Source organism: Bacillus sp. MM2020_4 (genome assembly GCF_011250555.1).
GTDB lineage: Bacteria > Bacillota > Bacilli > Bacillales > Cytobacillaceae > Neobacillus.
Genome location: NZ_JAANMZ010000001.1, coordinates 277,569 through 303,273, shown reverse-complemented (window position 1 = coordinate 303,273; position 25,705 = coordinate 277,569). Strand labels below are relative to the sequence as shown.

Here is a 25,705-nt window from a genome sequence, read left to right as displayed (position 1 = left end):
GTGTCCCCTATTCAAAAATCTATTACAGTAACATTCCCTTATCAGTTTTAAGCTAGAGAATATTTGACTATTGTTTATTTACTTGGTTCATAACTTCTTCTGCGAAGTTATCTTCACGTTTTTCGATGCCTTCCCCTACTTCATAACGTACGAATTCACGTAATGTTGCACCCTTCGATTCAACAAATTGACGTACCTTTTGATCAGGGTTTTTAACGAAAGTTTGGTCAAGGACACAAACATCTTCAAAATATTTACCAAGACGGCCTTCTACCATTTTAGCAACGATATTTTCAGGCTTTCCTTCGTTTAGAGCTTGAGTTGTTAATACTTGACGCTCGCGCTCAACCTCTTCTTGTGATACTTGATCACGTGAAACATATTTTGGTCTTAATGCAGCGATGTGCATGGAAATATCTTTAGCAGCGTCTGCGTCAGAAGTACCTTCAAGAACTGTTAATACGCTGATACGTCCACCCATATGAAGATATGCGCCAAATGCATCATTATCAGTTTTAGATACAATAGCAAAACGACGAAGGGAAAGTTTTTCCCCAATTTTCGCAATCGCAGCGTTGATATGATCTGCAACGGTTGCGCCGTTTTCCATTGTTTGTGATGTAGCTTCTTCTACAGTTGCAGGTTTGTTTTTAATAAGGTGTGATGCAAGTTCTTTAACAAGTGTTTGGAATCCTTCGTTTTTCGCAACGAAGTCTGTTTCTGAATTTACTTCAAGAATAACAGCATCGTTACCTTCTGTTAGGATAGAAGTTAAACCTTCTGCAGCAATCCGGTCTGCTTTATTTGCAGCCTTTGCAATCCCTTTTTCACGTAAGAAATCAATCGCTTTTTCCATGTCACCATTTGTTTCTGTTAGCGCCTTTTTACAATCCATCATCCCTGCGCCAGTTTTTTCACGTAGTTCTTTAACCATTTGAGCAGTAACTGCCATAATGTTCTTCCTCCTTTAAATCTATGTATTATACTCATATCTTAGCCATCTAAGCTTTAGATAAACATTCTTAATTTCTGCAATCGGTAGGTTTTCTTTAAAAAAAGGTGATAAAGGGTCTCCCTCTTATCACCTTTTTATGTGTTCAATAAATGAAATTATGCTTGTACTTCTACTTCTTCGCCTTGTTTTGCTTCAAGGATGGCATCAGCCATTTTACCAGTAAGAAGTTTAACCGCACGAATCGCATCGTCATTAGCTGGAATGACAACATCGATTTCATCTGGATCACAGTTTGTATCAACAATTCCTACAATAGGAATATTTAATTTCTTTGCTTCAGCAACTGCGATACGCTCTTTACGAGGGTCAATGATGAATAATGCATCCGGAAGCTTTTTCATGTCTTTAATTCCGCCTAGGAATTTTTCAAGACGCTCTTGTTCTTTCTTTAATTGTACTACTTCTTTCTTAGGTAGTACTTCGAAAGTACCGTCTTCAGACATTCTTTCGATATCCTTTAAGCGGCCAATACGCTTTTGAATGGTTTCAAAGTTTGTTAATGTACCACCTAACCAACGTTGGTTCACGTAATACATACCAGAGCGGCCTGCTTCTTCTTTTACAGAATCTTGAGCTTGTTTCTTCGTACCAACAAAAAGAACTGTTCCACCGTTACCAGCAAGATCTTTCACCCAGTTATAAGCCTCTTCAACCTTTTTAACTGTTTTTTGAAGGTCGATAATGTAGATACCGTTACGCTCAGTGAAGATATATTTCTTCATCTTAGGGTTCCAACGGCGTGTTTGGTGTCCAAAATGTACACCAGCTTCAAGCAATTGTTTCATTGAAATAACTGACATGTTTTTTTCCTCCTAATGGTTTGTTTTCCTCCGCTCATTTCATTTTTAAACAGAAACTGTTGTCACAGCACCGTCTGTTTAAATCAACAAGCGTGTGTATTAACACCATGAAATAATATAGCATATGTGTAAATAACAATCAAGCATTACTTTATTAAAAAAAAAAATCCCCAGATTAACTGGGGAATATGTTTAATTAGATCTTAATTTATCAAGCTCGATTAAGAACTTATCATTTAAAACTTTAATATATGTTCCTTTCATCCCAAGGGAACGTGATTCAATGACGCCAGCACTTTCAAGTTTTCGTAGTGCATTGACAATAACTGAACGAGTAATACCCACACGATCGGCAATTTTGGAAGCAACGAGTAAACCTTCATGGCCATTCAACTCTTCAAAAATATGCTCAATCGCTTCTAGCTCACTATATGACAACGAACTGATTGCCATTTGAACAACCGCTTTGCTTCTAGCTTCTTCTTCAATTTCTTCCGATTTTTCACGTAAAATTTCCATACCGACTACCGTTGCGCCATATTCTGCAAGGATCAAATCATCATCATGGAATTTTTCCTGTAATCTAGCAAGGATTAAAGTTCCTAGACGCTCACCACCGCCGATAATTGGAACAATCGTGGTCAAACCTTCACGAAACAATTCATTGTTTTCAACAGGAAAAGCAGTATATTGACTTTCAATGTCGAGGTTTGAAGAAGTTTCTTGAATATTAAATAATCCCTTTGTATATTCCTCTGGGAATTGACGGTCTTCAAACATTTTCTTCATTCTTTCGTTTTCAATTTGTTGATAAATTGAAAAACCAAGAAGTTTCCCACGACGGCTGACAATGTAAACATTTGCTTCAATTGTCTCACTTAACGTTTCTGACATTTCCTTAAAGTTTACAGGTTTACCTGCCGCTTTTTGCAATAAAACATTAATTTTTCTTGTTTTTGTAAGTAAATCCATTGTGTTTCTTCCTCCTAATTAACTGCAACCATTATTAAATTTTATAAGTTCCTAAAGGATAAATTGGGATAAATCTTTATTTTTCGAGATCGCATCCAGTTTATCATCAACATACTTTGGTGTAATCGTGATTTTCTCCATTGTAATATCGGGTGCCTCAAAAGACAGATCTTCTAAAAGCTTTTCTAATATGGTATGGAGTCGTCTTGCACCAATATTATCCGTATTTTGATTCACTTCGAATGCTACTTCAGCTATTCTACGAATAGCATCGTCAGAAAATTCAATTTGTATACCTTCTGTTTCCAATAATGCTTGATATTGCTTAATTAACGCATTATCCGGTTCAATTAAAATCCTGAAGAAGTCTTCAACAGTCAACTTCGTTAGTTCCACCCGAATTGGGAAACGGCCTTGAAGTTCGGGTATCAAATCAGATGGTTTAGCCATATGGAAGGCTCCTGCAGCAATAAATAAGATATGGTCAGTTTTAATCGATCCATATTTCGTTACCACTGTAGACCCTTCAACAACCGGCAAAATATCTCTTTGAACGCCTTCTCTCGAAACATCTGCAGAAGATCCTCCGGAATTCTTACTGGCGATCTTATCGATTTCATCAATGAATATTATCCCTGTTTGCTCCGCACGATAAATGGCTTCAGATGTAACTTCATCCATGTCAATGAGTTTAGCTGCTTCTTCACTTGTTAACACATTTCTTGCTTCACGAACGGTTAATTTTCTTTTCTTCCGTTTTTTCGGCATAAAACTGCTGAGAGCATCCTGCATATTCATCCCCATTTGTTCAATACCTGAACCTTGGAGCATATCAAACATGGACGGAGCTTGTTCCTCCACTTCAACCGTAACAACTTCATCCTCCAACTGACCAAGTGCAAGCTGCTCTTTGACAATTTTACGTTTTTCATGAACGGAGTAATCTTCCTGTTGTGTCTCTTGCTCTGTATTCGAATTTCCGCCGCCAAATAACATCTCAAGCGGGTTTTTATAATTGGACGACTTTTTAGCGGATGGAACTAGTAAATCAACAAGTCTGCTGTTTGCATTTTCCTCGGCTCGTTCCTTCACTGTTTGCATCCGATCCTCTTTCACCAATCGAACAGAAGTTTCAGCCAGATCTCGTACCATTGATTCAACATCACGACCAACATAGCCTACTTCGGTAAATTTGGTTGCTTCAACCTTTATAAACGGTGCGCCAACAAGCTTTGCAATTCTCCTGGCAATTTCCGTTTTCCCAACACCTGTCGGTCCAATCATTAATATATTTTTCGGGATAATTTCTTCCCGAAGCTTTTCATTCAATAGGCCCCTTCTGTAACGGTTCCTTAAGGCAACTGCGACCGCTTTCTTGGCATCCTTCTGACCGATAATATATTGATCAAGTTTTTCGACGATTTGGCGGGGGGTTAAATTGGTTGTTTTACCCATAATTTTCAGTCTCCTTCCCGTTATAGCTCTTCAACGATAATGTTGTGATTAGTGTATACACATATTTCAGCAGCTATTTCTAAAGAAGCCTTCGCTATTTCTTTGGCAGATAGGTGATCTCCGGAATACTTCTTCAATGAACGGCCGGCGGCCAAAGCGTAATTCCCGCCCGAGCCAATCGCAAGAATCCCATCATCAGGCTCGATTACTTCCCCAGTTCCCGAAACAAGCAGCAAACTTTCACGATCCATGACAATGAGCATCGCTTCCAACTTACGAAGCATTTTATCGCTTCTCCATTCCTTAGCAAGCTCGACAGCTGCTCTTTGGAGATTTCCATTATACTCTTCAAGTTTACCTTCAAACAGTTCGAAAAGAGTAAATGCATCGGCAACAGAACCGGCAAAACCGGCCAATACTCTACCATTAAATATCTTTCTCACCTTTTTTGCTGTGTGCTTCATCACAACTGCATTCCCAAATGTTACTTGGCCATCACCGGACATTGAGCATTCTCCGTTATGATGGACGGCAAAAATTGTTGTTGCGTGAAATTGATTCAAATTAATCTTCCTCCTTCTGGAGTAATCTTATTTTCAAAAACACTAATGGTATGTATGAAAGTTAAGTAGATTCTGTTGATAAACGAAATCACTAAAATTAAGTTGATAATGTTCAATTCTATATTCTGCTTAATTTCGTTTTATTTGTAAACACCGGATAAATAAGTTTAATAAAACATTCACATTTACCCTGGCTATTTACCGACAAGAGCTACTAAATCGTAACATACTTCTAAATTGCTTGCAATGGATTTTACAAAACTTTCACAAAGTTCTGAATTGTCTCTAGTGCTCGGTTAGCATGCTGTAAATTTCTTTCCTGCTTACCCTTTATTCTCACTGGCAGTTCAGGAAATAACCCAAAATTGGCATTCATCGGCTGAAAATTATCAGAATTGGCTGTTGTGATGTAGCGAGCCATACTGCCAATCGCTGTTACTGCTGGAAATTCAACCGTTTCAAGTCCATTCACTATTCGCGCTGCATTGATCCCGGCAACTAAACCGCTTGCAGCTGATTCTACATAGCCTTCAACCCCTGTCATCTGACCGGCAAAGAATAAATCTTCGCGGTTACGGAATTGATATGTTGACTTAAGAACTTTCGGCGAATTAATAAATGTATTGCGGTGCATGACACCATATCTGATGATTTCTGCATTTTCAAGGCCGGGAATTAACTGGATAACTTCCTTTTGCGCTCCCCATTTTAAATGTGTCTGAAATCCAACAATATTAAATAGTGTTCCAGCGGCATCGTCCTGACGAAGCTGCACAACAGCAAAGGGTCTCTTACCTGTTTTCGGATCTTCTAAACCAACTGGTTTTAACGGCCCAAACAGCATCGTTTTCTGACCTCTTGATGCCATAACCTCAATTGGCATACAACCCTCAAAAAAAACTTCCTTTTCAAATTCCTTTAATGGTACCGTCTCAGCAGAAATCAGCGCTTCATAAAACCGATTAAACTCTTCCTCTGTCATTGGGCAGTTTAAATAGGCCGCTTCCCCCTTATCATAGCGAGACTTCAAATAAACTTTATCCATGTTGATGCTATCCTTTTCGAGAATTGGCGCGGCTGCATCATAAAAATAAAGATAGTCTTCACCAGTTAAGTTTTTAAGCTGTGCGGAGAGATCCGGACTGGTCAGAGGGCCTGTAGCAATTATTGTAGGTCCCTCAGGAATAGCTGTTACTTCTTCATTTACTACCGTAACATTTTCATGATTTTTAACCATCTCAGTCACTTTTGCAGCAAATTCGTGACGATCTACGGCTAAAGCCCCCCCTGCTGGCACTGCACATGCATCTGCCGCAGCAATAATCACAGAATCAAGCCTTCGCATTTCCTCTTTTAGTACCCCAACCGCATTTGTTAACGTGTTTGCCCGTAATGAATTACTGCAAACTAATTCAGCAAATTTATCTGTATGGTGCGCGGGTGTTTGTTTAATTGGGCGCATCTCAAAAAGCCGTACCTTTACACCGCGTTTCGCAATCTGCCATGCCGCTTCACTTCCTGCCAAACCGGCACCAATTACATTTATTATTACATCCGACATGTTAGCGTCCTCCCGAAGCTGGTATTTATTAACATATTCATTATGGGAAGAAAAAAGTCTATCAATACCTTCCCCACTTTTAAAGTCCATCTTGCATTGTACTATACGAATGAAAAAGAAAAAAGTTTTAACTATCAAAAAAAATAAAAAGAGCGGGATTGGCCCACTCTTAGCTTTGCGATTCTTCCTTATAATCACATGTAACACATTGAACCTGAACACCCTTTTTTAATTTCTTTTCTACAAGCAAGCCCTCGCATTTCGGGCAGGCTCTCGGTAACGGTTTATCCCAAGATATAAATTCACAATCAGGATAACGGGTGCAACCGTAAAATAATCTTTTTTTCTTGCTCTTTCGTTCAATAATTTGACCTTCTTTACACGTAGGACAGGTAACACCGATTTCCTTCACTATCGGCTTTGTATTCCGACAATCCGGGAAATTACTGCAGGCCATGAATTTACCATATCTGCCCATTTTGAACACCATTGGGTTTCCGCAGTTTTCACAATCCTCACCGGCTGGCTCATCTTTAATTTCTATTTTTTCCATTTCCTGCTCAGCTATTTTTAAATTTGTTTCGAACTCTTGGTAAAATGCATCAATGAGTTTTATCCACGTCATTTTTCCATCTTCAATATGGTCTAATCCTTTTTCCATTCTAGCAGTAAACTCCACATTTATGATTTCAGGAAAAAATTCTACCATTACTTCATGAACAATTTCACCCAGCTCAGTCGGAATAAAGCGTTTATTATCAAGGGCAACATATCCCCGCTTTTGAACTGTATCCAAGGTTGGAGCATAGGTAGATGGACGGCCGATGCCGAGTTCTTCTAAAGTTTTGACAAGTCTTGCTTCTGTGTATCGGGGTGGAGGTTGTGTGAAGTGTTGCTTCGGTTCAATATCCTTTTTAAACACTTCATCTCCCTCTTTAAGATCCGGGAGCATTTTCTCAGGTCCATCGATTTGGTCATCTGAACCCTCCACGTAAAGCTTCATGAACCCTGGAAATTTAATCTTGGACCCAGTAGCACGGAACACAACATTCCCATTTTGCAAATCCACGCTCATCGTATCCATGACTGCCTGCGCCATTTGACTTGCCAAAAAGCGTTCCCAAATTAGTTTATATAACCGGAGCTGATCGCGAGAGAGAAATTCCTTTAAGCTGCCGGGATCTCTAAGTGTACTCGTTGGGCGAATCGCCTCATGCGCATCCTGGGCATTTGTCTGCTTCTTTTCTTTCCTTTGCTCATCCTTTAAAAAGTTTTCACCATACTCTGCTTTTATATAACTTGCCGCTTCTCCTTGCGCTACCTCGGAAATTCGGGTTGAATCTGTTCTCATATAGGTGATGAGACCAACCGTTCCTTCTTTCCCAAGTTCAATTCCTTCATAGAGCTGTTGGGCTAACATCATGGTTTTCCTGGCACGAAAGTTGAGCTTTCTGGCTGCTTCCTGCTGCAAGGACGAGGTGATAAATGGTGGTGCTGGATTTCTTCTGCGCTCTTTTTTCGTCACAGAGATTACTTTGAACTTATTATCAGTTAATTGCTGTAAAATCGCTTGGACATCATGTTCTGATTTCAGCTCGGTTTTCTCATGGCCCACTACCGAATGATAACTGGCACTGAAATGGTCTTTCCCTTTTAAAAATTCGCCATCAATCGTCCAATATTCTTCAGGTGTAAACGCTTTAATCTCTTTTTCTCGGTCAATAATTAAACGAACTGCAACGGATTGTACCCGTCCTGCACTTAACCCTTTTTTAACCTTCTTCCAAAGAAGAGGGCTGATATTATAGCCTACAAGCCGGTCTAATATCCTACGAGCCTGCTGGGCATCAACAAGATCCATATTAATTGGACGAGGATGCTTGAAGGATTCCTTTATCGCATCTTTTGTAATTTCATTAAAGACAACTCGGCAATCGGAAGTAATATCAACATCAAGACTATGTGCTAAATGCCAGGCAATAGCTTCCCCCTCACGATCCGGGTCAGCTGCGAGATAGATTTTTTTTACTTTTTTTGCCGCAGTCTTTAATTCTTTTAAAACAGGGCCTTTTCCGCGGATGGTAATATATTTGGGCTCAAAGCTATTTTCTACATTGACCCCCATCTGACTGCGTGGCAAATCACGAACATGCCCCATCGATGCTTTAACTTTATATTTATTTCCTAAATATCGTTCTATTGTTTTCGCTTTCGCTGGAGATTCAACGATTACGAGAAATTCTGCTGCCATTCAAATATCCTCCTTAAGAGGTAAATTGTATATTTATTTTTTCGAACATCTGTTGGAAAATGTATAACAAATTAGAAATTTTTGCAACCTTTTTAAGCTAATTTCTTCATATATTCGAAAAAAACCTGCAAAAGGGACGATATTTTATTCCTAGATTTTTAGATTATCTCACGTTTAGTCTTAATTCTTCTAAAATATCCTCAGCCCTTGTCACAAGCTTTGCCCCCTGCTGTATTAAATCATTTGCCCCAATAGAGAATGGATTAAATATACTGCCAGGAAGTGAAAAGACATCCCGCCCTTCATTAACGGCATAATTTGCCGTTATGAGCGAACCACTTTTTCGCTTTGCTTCAATAATAAAGGTTCCAGCTGCTAAACCGCTAATGATTCGATTTCGTGCGGGAAAATGCCATCTAAGCGGCTTGGTATCCGGGGGATATTCTGACACAATAAGTTGCGTATTCATCATTTGCAGGGCAAGTCCCATATTTTCTTTTGGGTAAATATGATAGAAACCGCCTGCAATGACGGCAATTGTATTCCCACCATTTTTTATTGCATATTCATGTGCTAAAGCATCAATTCCCTTTGCCAATCCACTGACAATAAGCACCCCATTCTTTATTAACTCAGGGAAAATTAATCTTATCGCATTTTTTCCGTATGGGGATGCTTGACGGGACCCAACAACCGCAAGCTTCGGTTCTTTTTCGAGGAGAGAAATATCTCCCTTAGTAAATAATGCCCATGGCGGCTGGTAGATTTCTTTTAAGAACCTTGGATATTCTTTATCCATAATAGTAATCACAGTAATATCATTTGTTTCGTATTGACGGATTTGTTCGTGAATCATGTCAGGTTGAAGGGAAATGATAGAAGGTTGGGTTAAGGAGTGATCGTGGTTTAGTAGTGGAAATAACGAGATCTGCTGTGGAGATGGTCTTTGAAGTTGATACAGTGACTGAAGTGTCGGATCCTTTTTAAGCATTTGATAGACGGTATTCCATGAGATATTCGGGTAGTGAAGTAAATGTATAAGCCTTTCTTTAAAGTCATCCATGTTCCATCGTACCTCCATATTTTTTTATGTGGAAATAGTCCCTCAGATTTGAGGGACTATTTGAACAGTCATGGTGTGTTAAATTAATGCGTTTTACACTTTTCGTATAAGCCTTGCTCTTTTAATACTCCAATTAATGTTTCACCCATAACAGATGGAGTGTCCGCTACTTTAATGCCGCACTCGTTCATGATACGGATCTTTTCATCTGCTGTCCCTTTTCCACCAGAAATAATCGCACCAGCGTGGCCCATGCGTTTTCCTGGAGGTGCTGTACGGCCACCGATGAAACCAACCACAGGTTTTGTCATGTTTGCTTTCACCCATTCAGCTGCTTCTTCTTCAGCAGTACCGCCAATTTCTCCAATCATGATAACAGCGTATGTTTCTGGGTCTTCATTAAATGCCTTTAAGACATCGATGAAGTTTGTACCGTTAACTGGGTCGCCGCCAATACCGACTGCAGTAGTTTGTCCCAGTCCAGCTTGTGTCAACTGGTGTACTGCTTCGTATGTTAATGTCCCAGAGCGAGAAACTACACCGACATGTCCTTTTGTATGGATATAGCCAGGCATGATCCCAATTTTACATTCATCAGCAGTAATCACACCAGGGCAGTTTGGACCAACTAGGCGTGTCTTTTTGCCTTCCATGTAACGTTTTACCTTAACCATATCCAATACTGGAATATGTTCAGTAATACAAATCACAAGATCTAATTCCGCGTCTACTGCCTCAATAATCGAATCGGCAGCAAATGGTGCAGGAACATAGATAACTGAAGCATTTGCACCAGTAGTCTCAACAGCTTCTTTTACAGTATTAAATACCGGAACACCTTCTACTTCCTGTCCTTTTTTCCCAGGAGAGGTCCCACCAACAATTTGGGTACCATATTCAAGCATTTGTTTCGTATGAAAACGGGCAGTGCCGCCTGTAATCCCTTGAACAATAACTTTTGTATCTTTATTAATAAAAACGCTCACGATAATTCCCCTTTCTTGAAAGATCCTATTTCACTAATGAAACGATTTTTTGTGCGCCGTCAGCCATGGATTCAGCAGCAATAATCTCAACGCTTGATTCTGCCAAGATTTTTTTACCTAAATCAACATTTGTTCCCTCTAAACGAACTACAAGCGGAACACTTAGCCCAACCTGTTTAGCTGCTTCTACTACACCCTCAGCAATGACATCACACTTCATGATTCCACCAAAGATATTAACAAATATACCTTTTACGTTTGGATCAGAAAGGATAATTTTAAATGCTTCTGTAACTTTCTCAGCTGTAGCACCGCCCCCAACATCAAGGAAGTTTGCGGGGTCGCCGCCATAGTGTTTGATGATATCCATCGTTGACATCGCAAGTCCGGCTCCATTCACCATACAGCCAATATTTCCATCTAACGCAACATAGCTTAAATCATATTTAGATGCTTCAATTTCTTTTACATCTTCTTCTTCAAGATCACGATATGCTAAGACATTTTTTTGACGATATAATGCATTAGAATCAAAGTTTAATTTTGCATCCAAGGCCATTACTTTCCCGTCTCCGGTTACAACAAGCGGGTTAATTTCGGCAATGGAACAATCATTTTCGATATAGGCGTTATATAAGCCTGTCATAAACTTAACTGCTTGATTAACAAGTTCAGTTGGAATGTTGATATTGAATGCAATCCGGCGTGCTTGGAATGGTTGTAAGCCAATTGCAGGATCAATTTCTTCTTTAAAAATTTTCTCAGGAGTTTTTTCCGCAACTTCCTCAATTTCCGTTCCGCCTTCTTCAGAAGCCATAAGAACAACGCGTGAAGTAGCCCGGTCTAAAACTAAACCAACATAATATTCCTTTTTAATGTCACAGCCTTCTTCGATTAACAAACGTTTTACTTCTTTACCTTCGGGTCCGGTTTGGTGTGTAACCAATGTTTTTCCAAGAATCTCACTTGCATATGTACGAACTTCGTCAAGGTTTTTCGCCACTTTTACCCCGCCGGCTTTCCCCCGTCCGCCAGCATGGATTTGTGCTTTTACAACACAAACCTGTGTGCCTAGTTCTTTCGCCGCTTCGACTGCTTCTTCCACAGTGAATGCCACTTTTCCGTTCGGAACCATTACCCCGTAATTTCTGAGGATCTCTTTCCCTTGATACTCATGGATATTCATTTCCCATCCTCCTATCAAACTCTTCAAAAAATTGACTCCGTTTTCATTTTATATAATGACACAAACCTTGTCCACCAAAAAGCAATAAAAATTATATTCATCTTAAAAAAATTCAGAATAATTTAGGACTAAAATACTTATTTCATAGAGTTTTGTTAAGAAAAGTTTTTTTTTACAATAATAAAAAACAGGCTAAAATACCTGTTTTTATTTATTGATTTAGATAATCTTTGACTGGAGCGAAGCTTTTACGATGATAGGGTGTAATCCCAAATTGTTTGATTGCTTGTATATGTTCCATTGTGCCATATCCCATATTTTGCTGAAAACCATATGCTGGATAGCTTACAGCTAGTTCCTTCATCCATTCATCTCTTGCTACCTTTGCAACTACTGAAGCCGCTGCAATCGAAACGCTTTTGGCATCTCCCTTAATAATAGATTCTGTGGGATAGGGGGTTTCGAGCTTCATTGCATCTATCAGTAGTAAATCTGGTGCTGGTTTTAAGGAAGCAATTGCTGCTTTCATGGCTTTTTTAGTGGCTTCATAAATATTAATCACATCAATTTCATTCGCTTGAATCATAGCAATACCAAAAGCCAGAGCTTCCCTTTTAATAATAGCAGCGAATTCCTGCCGTTTTTTTTCTGAAATCTTTTTCGAATCATCAAGACCGGCTAAGAAAAAATCCTTTGGTAAAATGACAGCTGCAGCTACAACAGGGCCTGCAAGCGGACCCCTGCCGACTTCATCGACACCTGCAATTAATTCAAACCCTTGAGACCGCCATTTCTGTTCATAGGTATTCATATCATTGAATTTTTCTTTCAATCTTCTATCTTCTGCCATTTTCTTCTGCCATTTATGTAACAACTGTTGAACACCTTTGCGTTCATCTTGAAGGATTTGTAACAAAAATGGATCATTTTCGGTCATAATATTTTCTAATTGTCTTTTAATTTCAGCGATTGTTTCTACCTTCATTTTTTTCACCCGTAGTAATAATACATGGTCATGAGCGATAATACAACACAAAAAAAGCACACAAAAATCATGATGAATTCGTGTGCTTATATATATTAAGATATAAGTAAGTTTTTCAGTTTAACTGTGTTGCCGTTGCCAAAAATTTCTTGTTCCAATCTTCTTCCTGTTGGCGTTGCTGCAAGCCCGCCCTCAGCTGTTTCTCTTAAAGATGACGGCATCGATTGGCCGATTAAAAACATGGCATGAATGACCTCATCACAAGGGATTCTACTTGATATGCCAGCAAGTGCCATATCCGCTGCCGTAATGGCATTAGATGCACCCATCGCATTTCGTTTTACACATGGAACTTCAACTAAGCCTGCAACTGGATCGCATACCAGTCCAAGCATATTCTTTAATGTAATGGCCATTGCCTCTGAAGCCTGCTGTGGTGTGCCGCCAGCAAGCTCTACAATCGCTGCAGCAGCCATACCGCTGGCAGAACCCACTTCTGCCTGGCAGCCACCGGCAGCACCGGAAATGGAGGCATTATTGGCCACCACAAAACCAAAGGCGGCAGCCGTGAACAAAAATTCAATCATTTCAGCGCGAGTTGGGTTTAATTTTTCCTTTACTGCGAATAAGGTTCCTGGCACAACTCCCGCTGAACCCGCGGTAGGTGTTGCACAAATGACTCCCATTGCCGCATTCACTTCATTTGTTGCCACTGCCTTACTGACAGCATCTAGTAAAATCGTACCCCCTAGGGCCTTCCCACTGTTAATATATTTTTGAAGAAGTACAGCATCTCCGCCGGTTAATCCTGTATGGGAATGTACTCCGTTAAGACCTCTTTCAACCGCTTGTTCCATAACCGTTAAATTCGCATCCATTTTCGTAATAATTTCTTCTCTCGTTAAACCTGAAACTTCTATTTCCTGCCGGATCATAATCTCCGCAATTTTCACTTGATTACTTTCTGCAAGTTGAACAAGCTCCGCAACATTTCGAAACATATTCACACCACCTGTTGTTTGTTTATTTATTTTATTCAGCCATCCGAATAATCTGTGACACACTTGGAATATTTTGTAACTCTTCTATAATATAGTCTTCGATTTTTTGGTCAACTTCAATCACCATTAGCGCCATTTCACCTTTGTCCAACCGCGAAACTTCCATGTGACCTATGTTTATTTGATACTTTGATAAAATACTTGTTACTGCGGAAATAATGCCAAATCGGTCTTGGTGAACGACCAATATCGCAGGATGCTCCCCAGAAAGCTTGAGTGGGAAGGAATTTAATTCCGTAATTTCAATCGTTCCGCCGCCGATAGAAATCCCGACGATTTCTAGCGTGGTTTCACCATCAACTAAGTTAATTTTGACGGTATTTGGATGGTCCGTCACAGCCTCTTCTGTTCGAAATTCCACTTCTAAACCCATTTCTTTTGCTATTTCTAACGATTTTGGCATCCGCTCATCAAACGTATCAAAATCTAAAAGACCTGCCACGATCGCAAAATCTGTTCCATGACCTTTATAAGTTTTGGCAAATGAACCGTACAATGAAATAACAGCGTTTTTCGGGAGTTTTCCAAACAAGGTTCGGGCTACTCTTCCAATCCTTGCTGCACCTGCTGTATGTGAGCTTGACGGCCCAATCATGACTGGACCGATTATATCAAATGCTGAGCGATATTTCATAGATATACCCCTTATCTAATATGCTATATTTTCACGTAAACATCTTTCCCTTTATTTTACGAGAAAGGCCTCTAAGTAACCAGAAATAAATGCTGGTAAAAGTCTAATCCTTTACCATCTTATTCAGCTACGAGTGAAAACGATTACAAAACACAACTATTAAAAATAATATCAAAGATTTACTAGTTTTTAAATAACATTTTAATAGAACCCAGAAAATTAACCCGCGAAGAATTCCTGTAACTGATAAAAGCTCCCCAATTGGAGAGCTTTTTGGTTATCATTATTCTGATCTAATGAAAAAATCAGCTGGTCGTTCAAAGGTAATCCGTCCGAATTTTTCAGACCTTATTTCTCTAATGACTAATTCGGAAACCTTATCGTAGTTAACGATACCGCCTCCCATAAGGCACCCGCGAAGTTCGCCGATGTGATCAAACATTTCGACAACCTTCTCATCATCTGGGAGGGTTTCGAGCTTATACCGTTCCTTTAATCGCTCAGGATAGGCACGTTCCAAAAACCTTAACGAGTAAACGGTCAGATCCTGCAAATTTAATAATGTATCTTTAATTGCCCCTGTAATGGCCAGTTTCATGCCCACTTCTTGATCTTCGAATTTCGGCCATAAAATCCCCGGAGTATCCAGCAATTCCATCTCTTTGCCTACTTTGATCCATTGTTGTGCTTTCGTTACCCCAGGGGTATTTCCTGTTTTAGCAATATTCTTTTTAGCAAGACGGTTAATTAGTGTCGATTTACCCGCGTTTGGGATCCCGACAATCATGGCACGAATGGCCCTTGGGTTTACCCCTTTTGCTTTTAACCGATCAAACTTCTCTTTAAGAATCTCATGTGAGGCTTGGACAATATTCTTCATTCCTTCTCCAGCCTGAGAATTGATTGCAAGTGCTTTAATACCTTTATCTGCAAAATAGGAAATCCATTCCTTTGTTACGGATGGGTCAGCCATATCTGCTTTATTTAAAAGGACAAGTCTTGGTTTATGCTGGATAATTTCGTCAATCATCGGATTCCTTGATGAATATGGAATTCTCGCGTCGACTAATTCAAAAATGATATCGACTAGTTTTAATTTTTCCGTGACCTCTCTGCGAGCCTTGGCCATATGGCCAGGAAACCATTGGATCGTCAAAGGTGACACCCCCAAACTATTTCACTTTTACAATATGTGCGTCTTTTATCGGCCAGTAGACCACGTTTGTTTTACCGATTACTTTACTCATCGGTACGGTTCCAATATGCCTTGAGTCTTTGCTGAAACGGCGATTATCACCCATGACAAACAATTCACCCTTTGGCACAGTTTTTCGGCCGATTTTTTCTTCCAAGGTAAACGAACCCGTCAAAGGACCGTCCTCAACTTGCTTCTTATATTCATTCAAATAAGGCTCTTTATATGCCTTACCATTCACATATAACGTATCATCCTTATATTCAATCGTATCCCCCGGAAGCCCAATCACACGCTTTATGTAATCCTTTTTCTCCGGAGCATGAAAGACGATGATATCAAATCGTTTCGGCTGGCCAATTTCATAACTGAATTTATTGACTATCATGCGGTCCTGGTCCTTCAATGTCGGCATCATCGATAAGCCATCCACCACTATTGGCGCAAACAGAAAATAGCGGATGACTGCTGCCAGTGCTACTGCAATCAATAGGGCTTTCGTCCATTCCCATAGTTCATTCTTCTTTTTTGTCATACTATCCCCACCAATCACTAATAAAAAGTGTTTATTTATATAGACTATTTTACATAACTTAAACCTATTTAACACGATGGGATCAAAATTTTTTTATACACTTTAAGAGATATGTATAAAAAAAGAGCTTGCCGGGCAAGCTCTTCTCTTTTCTTATTAGCGGATCTCTTTAATTCTTGCTTTTTTACCGCGAAGGTTACGCAAGTAGTAAAGCTTAGCACGACGGACTTTACCGCGGCGAAGTACTTCAAGCTTCGCAATTTTTGGTGTGTGTACAGGGAAAGTACGCTCAACGCCTACTCCGTAAGAAATTTTACGAACTGTGAAAGTTTCGCTAATTCCACCACCACGACGCTTAATCACAACACCTTCAAATAACTGAATCCGTTCACGAGTACCCTCGACAACTTTCACGTGTACACGTACAGTGTCACCAGGACGGAAACTAGGAAGATCAGTACGAAGTTGTTCTTGTGTGATTTCTTTAATTAATTGTTGCATCGTTTTCAACTCCTTCCAACAGACGCTCATGCACATTTTTGCCTTTTCCATTGCAGCGGAACATCGTTATAAGACCACAACTGAAACGTATCAGCTTAAGTCACAAGTAGTATCATACCATAATTATTACAGGCCCGCAATATTACTATACATCTTTTTTTACTTCTTTTAGCCATTTTTCTTGCTCAGGTGTGAGTTCAATTTTATCAAATAAATCTGGTCTTCTTAGAAGGGTACGTCTTAATGCTTCCTTATTGCGCCATTCCTCAATAAACTTATGGTTTCCTGACAGTAATACATCAGGCACTTTCATTCCGCGAAAATCCGCAGGCCTAGTGTAATGCGGGTGTTCAAGCAACCCCGTACTGAATGAGTCCTTCATATGGGATTCTTGGTTGCCAAGCACCTCTGGCAGGAGGCGGACAACGCTATCTACCACGACCATGGCACCAAGTTCCCCACCCGTCAAAACATAATCACCTATTGATATTTCATCCGTCACAACATATTCCCTAATTCGTTCGTCATATCCCTCATAATGACCACAAATAAAGATCAAATGTTCTTCCTTCGCCAATTCCTCTGCCTTTTTTTGATCATAGCGTTCTCCCTGCGGGCAAAGCAATATAACACGTGGTTGTTTGCTTTCAGCCTTCTCCTTTAGAGCGGTAACAGCATCAAATATTGGCTGTGGCTTTAATACCATCCCGGCTCCACCGCCATAAGGGTAATCATCCACAGTGGAATGTTTGTTGTCAGCAAAGTCACGAAAGTTCACGACGTTATAATGGACGGCAGACTTTTCCGCGGCTTTATGCAGCATGGATTGTCCCAGAACCCCAGAAAACATTTCCGGAAATATGGTAAGGATGTCAATCTGCATCATGAAAGTAATCCTTCCATCGGTTCAATTAAGATAACCTTCTCTTTTACATCTACTTTTTTGACGACATCATGAATATAAGGGATTAACTGTTCTTTGCCTCCCTTTCCTTTAACAACCCAAACATCATTGGCGCCTGGTGAAAGAATTTCAGTCACCTTTCCGATCTCCTCACCCTGGACAGTAGCAACAAGGCAGCCAATAATTTCATGGTAATAAAATTCATCTTCTTCTAATGTACCTAATTGTGTTTCAGGTACTTTTAGAATACCGTCACGAAACTTCTCAACTTCATTAATATTAGTGAATCCTTCAAAGGTAAGTAAGTTGAAATTTTTATGTGTTCGATGACTTTTTACTGTAAGCTCAATAGGCTTGCTCGAATTTGGCATAAATAAATAGAGAACATTTCCTGCCTTATAGCGTTTCTCAGGGAAATCTGTTTTTGAAATAACTCTTACTTCACCCTTTATCCCTTGGGTATTCACGATCTTACCAACATTAAACCATTTTTCCATGTTTTTTCCACCCACTATCTAATTTCCTCAATAATCCCATCTTTAATAATGATGGCAGACTGGCCAATCCTTTCATCCCAGATATCGCCTACCCTTATCTCCACTAGGACTTGAACTTCTTTTTCGGTTAATTCACTACCTAATGGTAGGATATGTAGTTGTTCGATTTGAAACTCAACAAGCTTAATTTTTTCTTTGCGCATTTGAATTTCTTTTTCAAACTGTTTTTTTAATGTTCCCGGTGAAAAGGTTTTTGTTACTTCTAACCGTTTCTGCTCGAATTGCAGCTGATCGCATTCTTTCTGAAGCTGCAGCTTTCTTGACTGATACGTATTTAATAATTGTTGTTTACTATTTTCTGTTAATATTTGCTTTACCACGACCGTTTGGATCATTTGCATACAAGACCCTCCCTTTGCATTTTGTATAGCAAAAAAGAGAGGAAATAATCCCTCCCTTTTATCTAGATGCAAAAAGCTATTCACCAATTTCCAAAAATATTTTCTTTTGTTGTGATGATCCTGCTGCATAAACAACAGTTCTAATGGCCTTTGCAACACGCCCCTGTTTACCAATAACTTTACCCATATCTGTTTTATTAACAGAAAGATGAAAGGTTACCCGGCTGTCGTCTTCTATGACGCCAATATGGACATCCTCGGGAAAATCAACAAGGGGCTTTACGATCGTTTCGATTAGTTCTTTCATCGTTCCTACGATTACTTGCCTAATTTTGCATTATGGAATTTTTCCATGATGCCTTGGTTTGAGAAAAGGTTACGAACTGTATCAGATGGTTTCGCACCGTCTTTTAACCATTTAAGAACTAATTCTTCGTTGATTTCAACTTTAGCTGGTTGTGTAACAGGATTGTATGTTCCAACGATCTCAATGTAACGTCCGTCACGAGGAGAACGAGAATCTGCTACTACAATACGATAGAAAGGAGTTTTTTTAGCTCCCATACGTTTTAAACGAATTTTAACTGCCATTTTAAATAAGCACCTCCGAATAGTTTCACACAAGATAGTATAATATCAATTCTTTTATAGTTTGTAAAGTGTTTTTTCTTTACAGTGAAAAATAACTTTGAGAAATGTCCAGCTGCAGCGCCCCTAATCAAGGCGCTTCCGCTTTTCGTCCTAAAAAGGTTTAAACGGAAATTTAAAGCCGCCTTTTTTCCCTTTTGATCCTTTAGGATTCATGCCTGTCATTTGCTTCATCATTTTCTTCATATCTTCAAATTGCTTTAATAAGCGGTTGATTTCAGTAACAGGACGCCCGCAGCCTTTAGCAATTCTCCGTTTGCGGTTCGCATTTAGAATTTCAGGATTATTCTTTTCGGCCTTTGTCATCGATTGAATAATGGCTTCAACATGAGCAATCTGTTTTTCATCAATTTGCAGATTATTCAAACCCTTGATTTTATTTGCACCCGGCATCATCTTTAGTAATTCATCAAGTGGGCCTAGATTGCGAACTTGACCGAGCTGGTCCAAAAAGTCTTCCAGCGTAAAAGTGGCTGTCCGCATTTTTTGTTCTAGTTCTTTCGCTTTTTGTTCATCGACATTTGCCTGGGCTTTTTCAATGAGTGTAAGCACATCGCCCATGCCTAATATCCTTGAGGCCATTCGTTCCGGGTGGAATGGTTCGAGTGCATCCATTTTCTCGCCTAGACCGACAAATTTAATCGGTGTTTGTGTAACAGCGCGAATCGAGAGTGCGGCCCCACCCCTTGTATCACCATCAAGTTTCGTCAAAACAACCCCGGTTAAACCCAGCTGTTCATTAAAGCTTTGAGCAACATTAACGGCATCCTGACCTGTCATGGCATCGACAACTAAGAAAATCTCGTCCGGTTTGGTGAGTTCTTTAATATCCTTTAACTCGCCCATTAAGGCTTCATCAACGTGAAGTCTTCCGGCCGTATCGATCAAGACATAGTCATGGTGGTCCTCTTTTGCTTTCGCAATTGCTTGCTGAGCAATTTCAACCGGGCTCACTTGATCTCCAAGAGAGAATACTGGCATGTCCAATTGTTTACCAAGTGTTTGAAGCTGTTTGATTGCGGCAGGACGATAGATATCGGCTGCAACAAGCAACGGACTCCGGTTATACTTTTTACGAAGCAACAGCGAAAGCTTACCGGTTGTTGTTGTTTTACCGGCACCCTGCAATCCTACCATCATAATAACAGTTGGCGGACGATTCGATGCAGCAATCTTGCTTTGCTCTCCTCCCATTAATGCAGTCAATTCCTCATTAACGATTTTAATGATCTGCTGTCCTGGAGTTAGGCTCTTCAGTACTTCTTGCCCAATGGCCCGTTCACTGACTTTTTTCACAAAATCTTTGACGACCTTGAAGTTAACGTCTGCCTCAAGTAAAGCAAGACGCACCTCACGCATCATTTCTTTTACGTCCGCTTCAGAGACCTTCCCTTTTCCGCGGATTTTTTGGATTGTATTCTGCAGTCGGTCGGCTAATCCTTCAAACGCCATGCGTGCCGCCTCCTAATCTAATTTCTCAAGCTCAGTAACCGTTTCTAACATTGCCTGCCGTGAAGGGCTCTCCTCTTTAAGCAATTCTTTCACGTGTCTTAACAGACTTGAGCGCTCTTGAAATTTCTGAAATAATAACAGCTTTTCCTCATACTCCTCAAGCATTGCTTCCGTCCGCTTTATATTATCATAAACGGCCTGGCGGCTTACATCATACTCCTCGGCAATTTCACCCAATGAGTAATCATCTAAGTAATAGAGAGACATATAGCTTTGCTGCTTTGGCGTTAACAACGAATAATAAAAATCATACAAATAGTTCATTCGTGTTGTCTTTTCAAGCATCATGCGGTTTTCCCTCCTGATACCTTTGTTAAGTGAAAAGCCTTTACATTTGTAAGTTTACAAGGTTAGACTGGGTCTGTCAAGGAAATACCTTTACATCCTTATTCGGACTCTTCAATTTGGTCAGCAAATAACCCGTACACGTATTTTTCTGCGTCAAATTCCTGTAGGTCATCCATCTTTTCACCAAGTCCAACGAATTTAACAGGGATTTTCAATTCATTGCGGATGGCTAGAACAATGCCGCCTTTAGCTGTCCCATCTAGTTTTGAGAGGACAATCCCACTTACATTTGTTGCTTCTTTAAATGTTTTTGCCTGAATCAGCGCATTTTGACCCGTGGTAGCATCCAGTACGAGAATTACTTCGTGCGGAGCCCCGGGAATTTCCTTTTCAATCACACGCTTTACCTTTTCAAGCTCCTTCATTAAATTTACTTTGTTTTGCAAACGCCCCGCTGTATCGCACAACAAAATATCCACTTTTCGGGATTTAGCCGCTTGGATGGCATCATACATGACCGCAGCAGGGTCGGAGCCTTCTGCCTGCTTAATCACTTCAACACCCACCCGTTCGCCCCATACCTCAAGCTGCTCAATGGCTCCAGCCCGAAAGGTGTCACCAGCTGCCATCAATACTTTTTTACCTTCACTCTTGAATTTATGTCCAAGCTTGCCAATGGTTGTTGTCTTTCCCACGCCATTAACCCCAACGAACAGAATAACTGTCAGTCCTTCTTCTTGGATGTTTATTTTTGATGATTGTCCTTCACCGGCATTATAGATCTCGACAAGCTTCTCTGAGATCACACTTTGAACCTCTTCAGGTTCCTGGATGTTCTTCCGTTTCACTTCCATCTTAAGTTCATCAATCAGCTGCATCACCGTATCAAAACCAACATCCGCTTGAATGAGTATTTCCTCTAATTCTTCAAAAAAGTCTTCATCAACTTTGCGGTACCTGGCGACAAGATCATTTACTTTTCCGGAAAAATTGTCTCTTGTTTTTGTCAAACCTTCCTTAAACTTTTCTGTTACCGTATCCGCCTGTTTTGTAATTTTTTCTTTTAATTTTTTAAAGAAACTCATCTTTTCACTTCCTACTTTTATGATTCGACTAACTCCTTTGTATCCTCTAAGCGAACAGATACAAGCTTTGAAACGCCCGATTCCTGCATCGTGACCCCGTAAAGAACGTCCGCTTCTTCCATTGTCCCTTTTCGGTGAGTAATCACGATGAATTGAGTTTCGGTGCTATATCGTTTTAAATATTGACTGAAGCGAAAGACATTGGCTTCATCCAAGGCTGCCTCGACTTCATCAAGAATACAGAACGGAACAGGACGAACCTTTAAGATTGAAAATAATAAGGCTATAGCTGTTAAGGCACGCTCTCCACCCGATAACAACCCAAGGTTCTGCAGCTTTTTCCCAGGAGGCTGGGCGACGATTTCCACACCTGTATTTAATAAATCTTGGGGGACGGTTAACACTAAATCCGCTCTCCCCCCACCGAACAAGGCACGGAATGTTGGTTCGAAATGTTCCCGAATTCCCTCAAAGGTTTGCTCAAACCGCTTTTTCATTTCTATATCCATTTCTTCTATGACTTGGAAAAGGGTATCTTTTGCTTCTTGGAGGTCTGTCTTTTGTTCATGTAAGAATTCATACCGTTCAGAGACACGTTCATATTCCTCAATGGACCCAAGATTGACATTCCCAAGTTCTTCAATCGTAAGTTTGATTAGTTTGACCTTTTTCCTTGCCTCCTCAACCGGAACCATTAATGGATACTGTTCCTTAGCCCCCTCAAACGATAGAAGATATTCTTCCCTTAAGTGACTGAGGCGATTTTCAAGTTCTACATCTAAACGGTTTATTTTCACTTCCTCATCCTTTAGGACGACAATCATTCCCTTATGGAGTCTCTTAAGTTCCTTCGCATCTAGCTCTGCATCCTCCAAGGAATCTTGCAATGATAACCGTTCCTGCCTTCTTGCAGTTATTAACTGTAAGGTAGCTTCTTTGTCCTGCTGCTTACGTTTTGCAGCCGCTTCTATCTGTTCCTCTCCTGATGAACTGCTCGTCATCTCAGATGTTAGCAAGTCAAGGTCTTCCGTATATATTGTCAGCTTCTGCTCGCTTTCTAATAAGTCTTCGTTTATCAGAGCAAAGCGATCTTTCGCATTTGTAAATTGCTCGTTTTTGGAAGCAAATTCAATCTTCAATTCATTGATTTCGTTTGTGAGATTTTCTTTTGATGTTAGATTAATTGTCTTTTGTTCCGTAAGTCTAACAATTTCGGCATCAAGGTTATCAATTGTAACTTTGTACCTTTTTATTGCTTCTGATAATTCTATTTTTCTCTTTCCTAATGTTTCCTTTTCATCTGTAAATTGTCCTTTTTCGAGGTCGTAAATTGCCAAGCGTTCATTGATATTCTTCTCACTCAGTTCCGCCTCCCTGAGATCACCCTTCACCGCCTGCTCACGGAGTCTCAATTGCTCACCGGTCTGACGAATCTTATCAAGTTGAACTTCTGACCTTTGGCAATCTTCTTTTAATGCCTTTACGATTCGCTCTAGGTCAGTCGTTTTTCCTTCCATCACTACGAGCTTTTCTTTTAAATTCTCAAGCTCTCCTTTTCTAGTTAACAAGGAAGATGATTTTTGTTTTGTGGCACCACCTGTCATCGATCCGCCAGGATTAACGATATCACCATCCACTGTTACCAGCCTTGAACGGTACTGAAGGATTTTCGCTATCTCATTAGCACCTTTGAGGTCTTTCGCAATGACAACGTTACCAAGAAGGTTACTTATCACCTCTGCATACTTTTGGTCAAATGTAACAAGTTTAACCGCTGGTCCGATTAAGGATGGATGATTTTGAATAGCTGACAGCTGTGCCGGAGATAAGGGTCTTCCTTTTATGACACTTAACGGTAAAAAGGTGGCTCTTCCAAATGCATGCTGTTTTAAATATTGGATTGCTGTTCTTGCATTTTGCTCAGTGTCGACAACAATATGCTGAAGTGCACCGCCAAAGGCGGTTTCAAGTGCAGTTTCGTATTCTTTCGGTACTGTTACCAGCTCGGCAACGGCCCCCTCAATTCCCTTTAGCTTATTCTCGCGGGCCTTAAGCACTTCTTTAACCCCTTGGAAAAAGCCTGCATAGTCTTCTTCCATCTCCTCAAGCAATTCTTTTCTGGACTTTGCTTGCTGAAGTAGCTGATATGCTTGATACAACGTCTTTTCTTGCTTTTGGTAATTGTTTTTTACCGATTCAAGCTTCCGTTGCTGTTCATGAAAGGACTCCACCTGTTTAGCTATAGCCGTTTGAATACCATCTAAGCCGGCCAGAATCTCTCCTTTTTTCCCTAAGGCAATCTGACGCTCCTGAAGATATTTATCATTTTCCGCATCAAGACGTGAGCTCTTTCTATCCTGCTGCTCCAATTGCTGGTCAATGTATTTTATTTCATTTTTAGCACTAGCTTGATCATTCAACAACTCGATATATTCACTTTTTAAGCTTTCAATTTTTTCTTCAATATTTTCAGTAAATAATTGCAGGTTCTCTTGTTTATTTTTTAACTCTACCTGCAATTTTTTTACTTGTTCACCCAGCAATGTATACGTTTCAGATTGTAGATCGCGATTCTTCCTCAAATGGCTGATTCGCTCTGTATATTCTGCAATATTCACTTTTAATTGCTCTTTATTCTGGGCCGCATTTTTCTTACGTTCCTTTAAAACCTCTTTCCGCCCCTCCAGCTTTTCCAGATCCTCACTTGCATGAAGAAGAACGTTTTGCAGGTCGGTTATCGATTCATCTAATGCTGATATCTTATCCCTTGTTTCTACAATCTTTGCTTCTTTTACTTGAAGTCCAGAGGATAGATTCAGCTCTTCCTGTTGATGTTCCTCTAATAACTTTGACAGATTTTCCCACGTACGATGCAGATCCTCAATTTCAAAAACTGTGAGAGCAACCTCAATTTTTTCAAGTTCTTCTTTTTTCTCTAAAAAGTCTTTTGCGATTGATGCCTGAATTTTAAGTGGTTCCACTTGGCTTTCAAGTTCGTGTAAAATATCATTCACCCGGTTTAAATTATCCTGGGTTTCAAATAATTTCACCTCTGCTTTTTTCTTGCGGTTTTTGTATTTTAATACACCTGCGGCCTCTTCAAAAATGGTCCGTCGGTCTTCTGCCTTACTGTTTAATATTTCTTCGACTTTTCCTTGGCTAATGATCGAGAATGCTTCTCTGCCAAGACCAGAATCCATAAATAAATCGATGATATCCTTTAGCCGACAAGGCTGTTTGTTGATATAAAATTCACTCTCACCCGAGCGTGAAACTCTTCTTGTCACACTAACTTCATGAAAGTCCAACCCTAACCCTTGGTTCGTATTGTCCAATGTTAGCGTTACTTCAGCATAATTAAGGGCCTTTCTGGAATCGCTTCCGGCAAAAATGATATCTTCCATTTTGCTGCCTCTAAGAGACTTGGCAGATTGTTCACCCAAAACCCAACGGATGGCATCCGTGATATTGCTTTTTCCACTGCCATTTGGCCCCACTACCGCCGTTACTCCCGGAACAAAATCAACTTCAATCCGTTCAGCGAAAGATTTAAAGCCAATAATGTCCAACCTTTTTAAAAACATTAAATTATCCTCCCTATGCTGCA

25 protein-coding genes are annotated in these 25,705 nt (G+C 40.0%); all 25 read right to left on the bottom strand.

Annotated features, from left to right (window positions below; all coding sequences use genetic code 11):
* Positions 1-67: 67 nt before the first annotated feature.
* The 25 genes from tsf to smc all read right to left on the bottom strand — a co-directional run bounded on the left by tsf (position 68) and on the right by smc (position 25,682).
* Complete coding sequence (gene tsf / locus G6554_RS01535) at positions 68-952, bottom strand: translation elongation factor Ts (RefSeq protein WP_166238021.1); 885 nt, start codon at positions 950-952, stop codon at positions 68-70.
* Between the two features lie 158 nt (positions 953-1,110).
* On the bottom strand, positions 1,111-1,815 hold the full coding sequence (gene rpsB, locus G6554_RS01530) for a 30S ribosomal protein S2 (RefSeq protein WP_166238019.1): 705 nt from the start codon (positions 1,813-1,815) through the stop codon (positions 1,111-1,113).
* A 192-nt stretch (positions 1,816-2,007) separates the two neighbouring features.
* The gene (codY, locus tag G6554_RS01525; RefSeq protein ID WP_166238017.1) at positions 2,008-2,787 is read right to left on the bottom strand and encodes a GTP-sensing pleiotropic transcriptional regulator CodY; all 780 of its coding nucleotides are present in this window, start codon (positions 2,785-2,787) and stop codon (positions 2,008-2,010) included.
* 51 nt (positions 2,788-2,838) lie between these two features.
* Positions 2,839-4,242 carry an HslU--HslV peptidase ATPase subunit gene (gene hslU, locus G6554_RS01520; protein ID WP_166238015.1) on the bottom strand — a complete coding sequence of 468 codons (1,404 nt, stop codon included), beginning with the start codon at positions 4,240-4,242 and terminating at the stop codon, positions 2,839-2,841.
* Between the two features lie 20 nt (positions 4,243-4,262).
* Positions 4,263-4,805, bottom strand: a complete 543-nt coding sequence (gene hslV, locus G6554_RS01515; RefSeq protein ID WP_166238013.1) for an ATP-dependent protease subunit HslV — start codon at positions 4,803-4,805, stop codon at positions 4,263-4,265.
* Between the two features lie 253 nt (positions 4,806-5,058).
* Positions 5,059-6,366: an FADH(2)-oxidizing methylenetetrahydrofolate--tRNA-(uracil(54)-C(5))-methyltransferase TrmFO gene (trmFO, locus tag G6554_RS01510; RefSeq protein ID WP_166238011.1), complete on the bottom strand. Its 1,308-nt coding sequence runs from the start codon at positions 6,364-6,366 to the stop codon at positions 5,059-5,061.
* A gap of 169 nt (positions 6,367-6,535) precedes the next feature.
* Positions 6,536-8,617, bottom strand: coding sequence for a type I DNA topoisomerase (gene topA / locus G6554_RS01505; protein WP_166238009.1), 2,082 nt, complete (start codon positions 8,615-8,617; stop codon positions 6,536-6,538).
* A gap of 163 nt (positions 8,618-8,780) precedes the next feature.
* The gene (gene dprA, locus G6554_RS01500; RefSeq protein ID WP_166238007.1) at positions 8,781-9,680 is read right to left on the bottom strand and encodes a DNA-processing protein DprA; all 900 of its coding nucleotides are present in this window, start codon (positions 9,678-9,680) and stop codon (positions 8,781-8,783) included.
* An 83-nt stretch (positions 9,681-9,763) separates the two neighbouring features.
* Positions 9,764-10,666: a succinate--CoA ligase subunit alpha gene (sucD, locus tag G6554_RS01495; RefSeq protein ID WP_166238005.1), complete on the bottom strand. Its 903-nt coding sequence runs from the start codon at positions 10,664-10,666 to the stop codon at positions 9,764-9,766.
* A gap of 25 nt (positions 10,667-10,691) precedes the next feature.
* Positions 10,692-11,852 (bottom strand): ADP-forming succinate--CoA ligase subunit beta, encoded by a 1,161-nt coding sequence (sucC, locus tag G6554_RS01490; RefSeq protein WP_166238003.1) that lies wholly within the window; start codon positions 11,850-11,852, stop codon positions 10,692-10,694.
* 211 nt (positions 11,853-12,063) lie between these two features.
* A complete protein-coding gene (locus G6554_RS01485; protein ID WP_166238001.1) occupies positions 12,064-12,837 on the bottom strand; it encodes a ribonuclease HII in 774 nt (257 codons plus the stop codon).
* Positions 12,838-12,932: 95 nt separating this feature from the next.
* A complete protein-coding gene (gene sdaAA / locus G6554_RS01480) occupies positions 12,933-13,838 on the bottom strand; it encodes an L-serine ammonia-lyase, iron-sulfur-dependent, subunit alpha (RefSeq protein WP_166237999.1) in 906 nt (301 codons plus the stop codon).
* 31 nt (positions 13,839-13,869) lie between these two features.
* Positions 13,870-14,532 carry an L-serine ammonia-lyase, iron-sulfur-dependent subunit beta gene (sdaAB, locus tag G6554_RS01475; protein WP_166237997.1) on the bottom strand — a complete coding sequence of 221 codons (663 nt, stop codon included), beginning with the start codon at positions 14,530-14,532 and terminating at the stop codon, positions 13,870-13,872.
* Positions 14,533-14,815: 283 nt separating this feature from the next.
* On the bottom strand, positions 14,816-15,688 hold the full coding sequence (gene ylqF, locus G6554_RS01470) for a ribosome biogenesis GTPase YlqF (RefSeq protein ID WP_166237995.1): 873 nt from the start codon (positions 15,686-15,688) through the stop codon (positions 14,816-14,818).
* Positions 15,689-15,704: 16 nt separating this feature from the next.
* A complete protein-coding gene (gene lepB / locus G6554_RS01465; protein ID WP_166237993.1) occupies positions 15,705-16,262 on the bottom strand; it encodes a signal peptidase I in 558 nt (185 codons plus the stop codon).
* Between the two features lie 156 nt (positions 16,263-16,418).
* A complete protein-coding gene (rplS, locus tag G6554_RS01460) occupies positions 16,419-16,763 on the bottom strand; it encodes a 50S ribosomal protein L19 (RefSeq protein ID WP_007087766.1) in 345 nt (114 codons plus the stop codon).
* A 145-nt stretch (positions 16,764-16,908) separates the two neighbouring features.
* A complete protein-coding gene (gene trmD / locus G6554_RS01455) occupies positions 16,909-17,646 on the bottom strand; it encodes a tRNA (guanosine(37)-N1)-methyltransferase TrmD (protein WP_207342957.1) in 738 nt (245 codons plus the stop codon).
* Positions 17,646-18,164, bottom strand: coding sequence for a ribosome maturation factor RimM (rimM, locus tag G6554_RS01450; protein WP_166237989.1), 519 nt, complete (start codon positions 18,162-18,164; stop codon positions 17,646-17,648). The genes trmD and rimM overlap by 1 nt, the downstream gene beginning before the upstream one ends.
* Positions 18,165-18,178: 14 nt before the next feature.
* Positions 18,179-18,565, bottom strand: coding sequence for a YlqD family protein (locus G6554_RS01445; protein ID WP_166237987.1), 387 nt, complete (start codon positions 18,563-18,565; stop codon positions 18,179-18,181).
* Between the two features lie 76 nt (positions 18,566-18,641).
* The gene (locus G6554_RS01440) at positions 18,642-18,872 is read right to left on the bottom strand and encodes a KH domain-containing protein (RefSeq protein WP_166237985.1); all 231 of its coding nucleotides are present in this window, start codon (positions 18,870-18,872) and stop codon (positions 18,642-18,644) included.
* 11 nt (positions 18,873-18,883) lie between these two features.
* Entirely contained in the window at positions 18,884-19,156 is a 273-nt protein-coding gene (gene rpsP, locus G6554_RS01435) for a 30S ribosomal protein S16 (RefSeq protein ID WP_007087771.1), read from the bottom strand.
* A 150-nt stretch (positions 19,157-19,306) separates the two neighbouring features.
* Positions 19,307-20,665 carry a signal recognition particle protein gene (gene ffh, locus G6554_RS01430; protein ID WP_166237983.1) on the bottom strand — a complete coding sequence of 453 codons (1,359 nt, stop codon included), beginning with the start codon at positions 20,663-20,665 and terminating at the stop codon, positions 19,307-19,309.
* A 12-nt stretch (positions 20,666-20,677) separates the two neighbouring features.
* Positions 20,678-21,010, bottom strand: a complete 333-nt coding sequence (locus G6554_RS01425) for a putative DNA-binding protein (RefSeq protein ID WP_166238142.1) — start codon at positions 21,008-21,010, stop codon at positions 20,678-20,680.
* A gap of 101 nt (positions 21,011-21,111) precedes the next feature.
* Entirely contained in the window at positions 21,112-22,098 is a 987-nt protein-coding gene (gene ftsY, locus G6554_RS01420) for a signal recognition particle-docking protein FtsY (protein WP_166237981.1), read from the bottom strand.
* Positions 22,099-22,115: 17 nt separating this feature from the next.
* Positions 22,116-25,682 carry a chromosome segregation protein SMC gene (smc, locus tag G6554_RS01415; protein ID WP_166237978.1) on the bottom strand — a complete coding sequence of 1,189 codons (3,567 nt, stop codon included), beginning with the start codon at positions 25,680-25,682 and terminating at the stop codon, positions 22,116-22,118.
* Positions 25,683-25,705 lie beyond the last annotated feature (23 nt).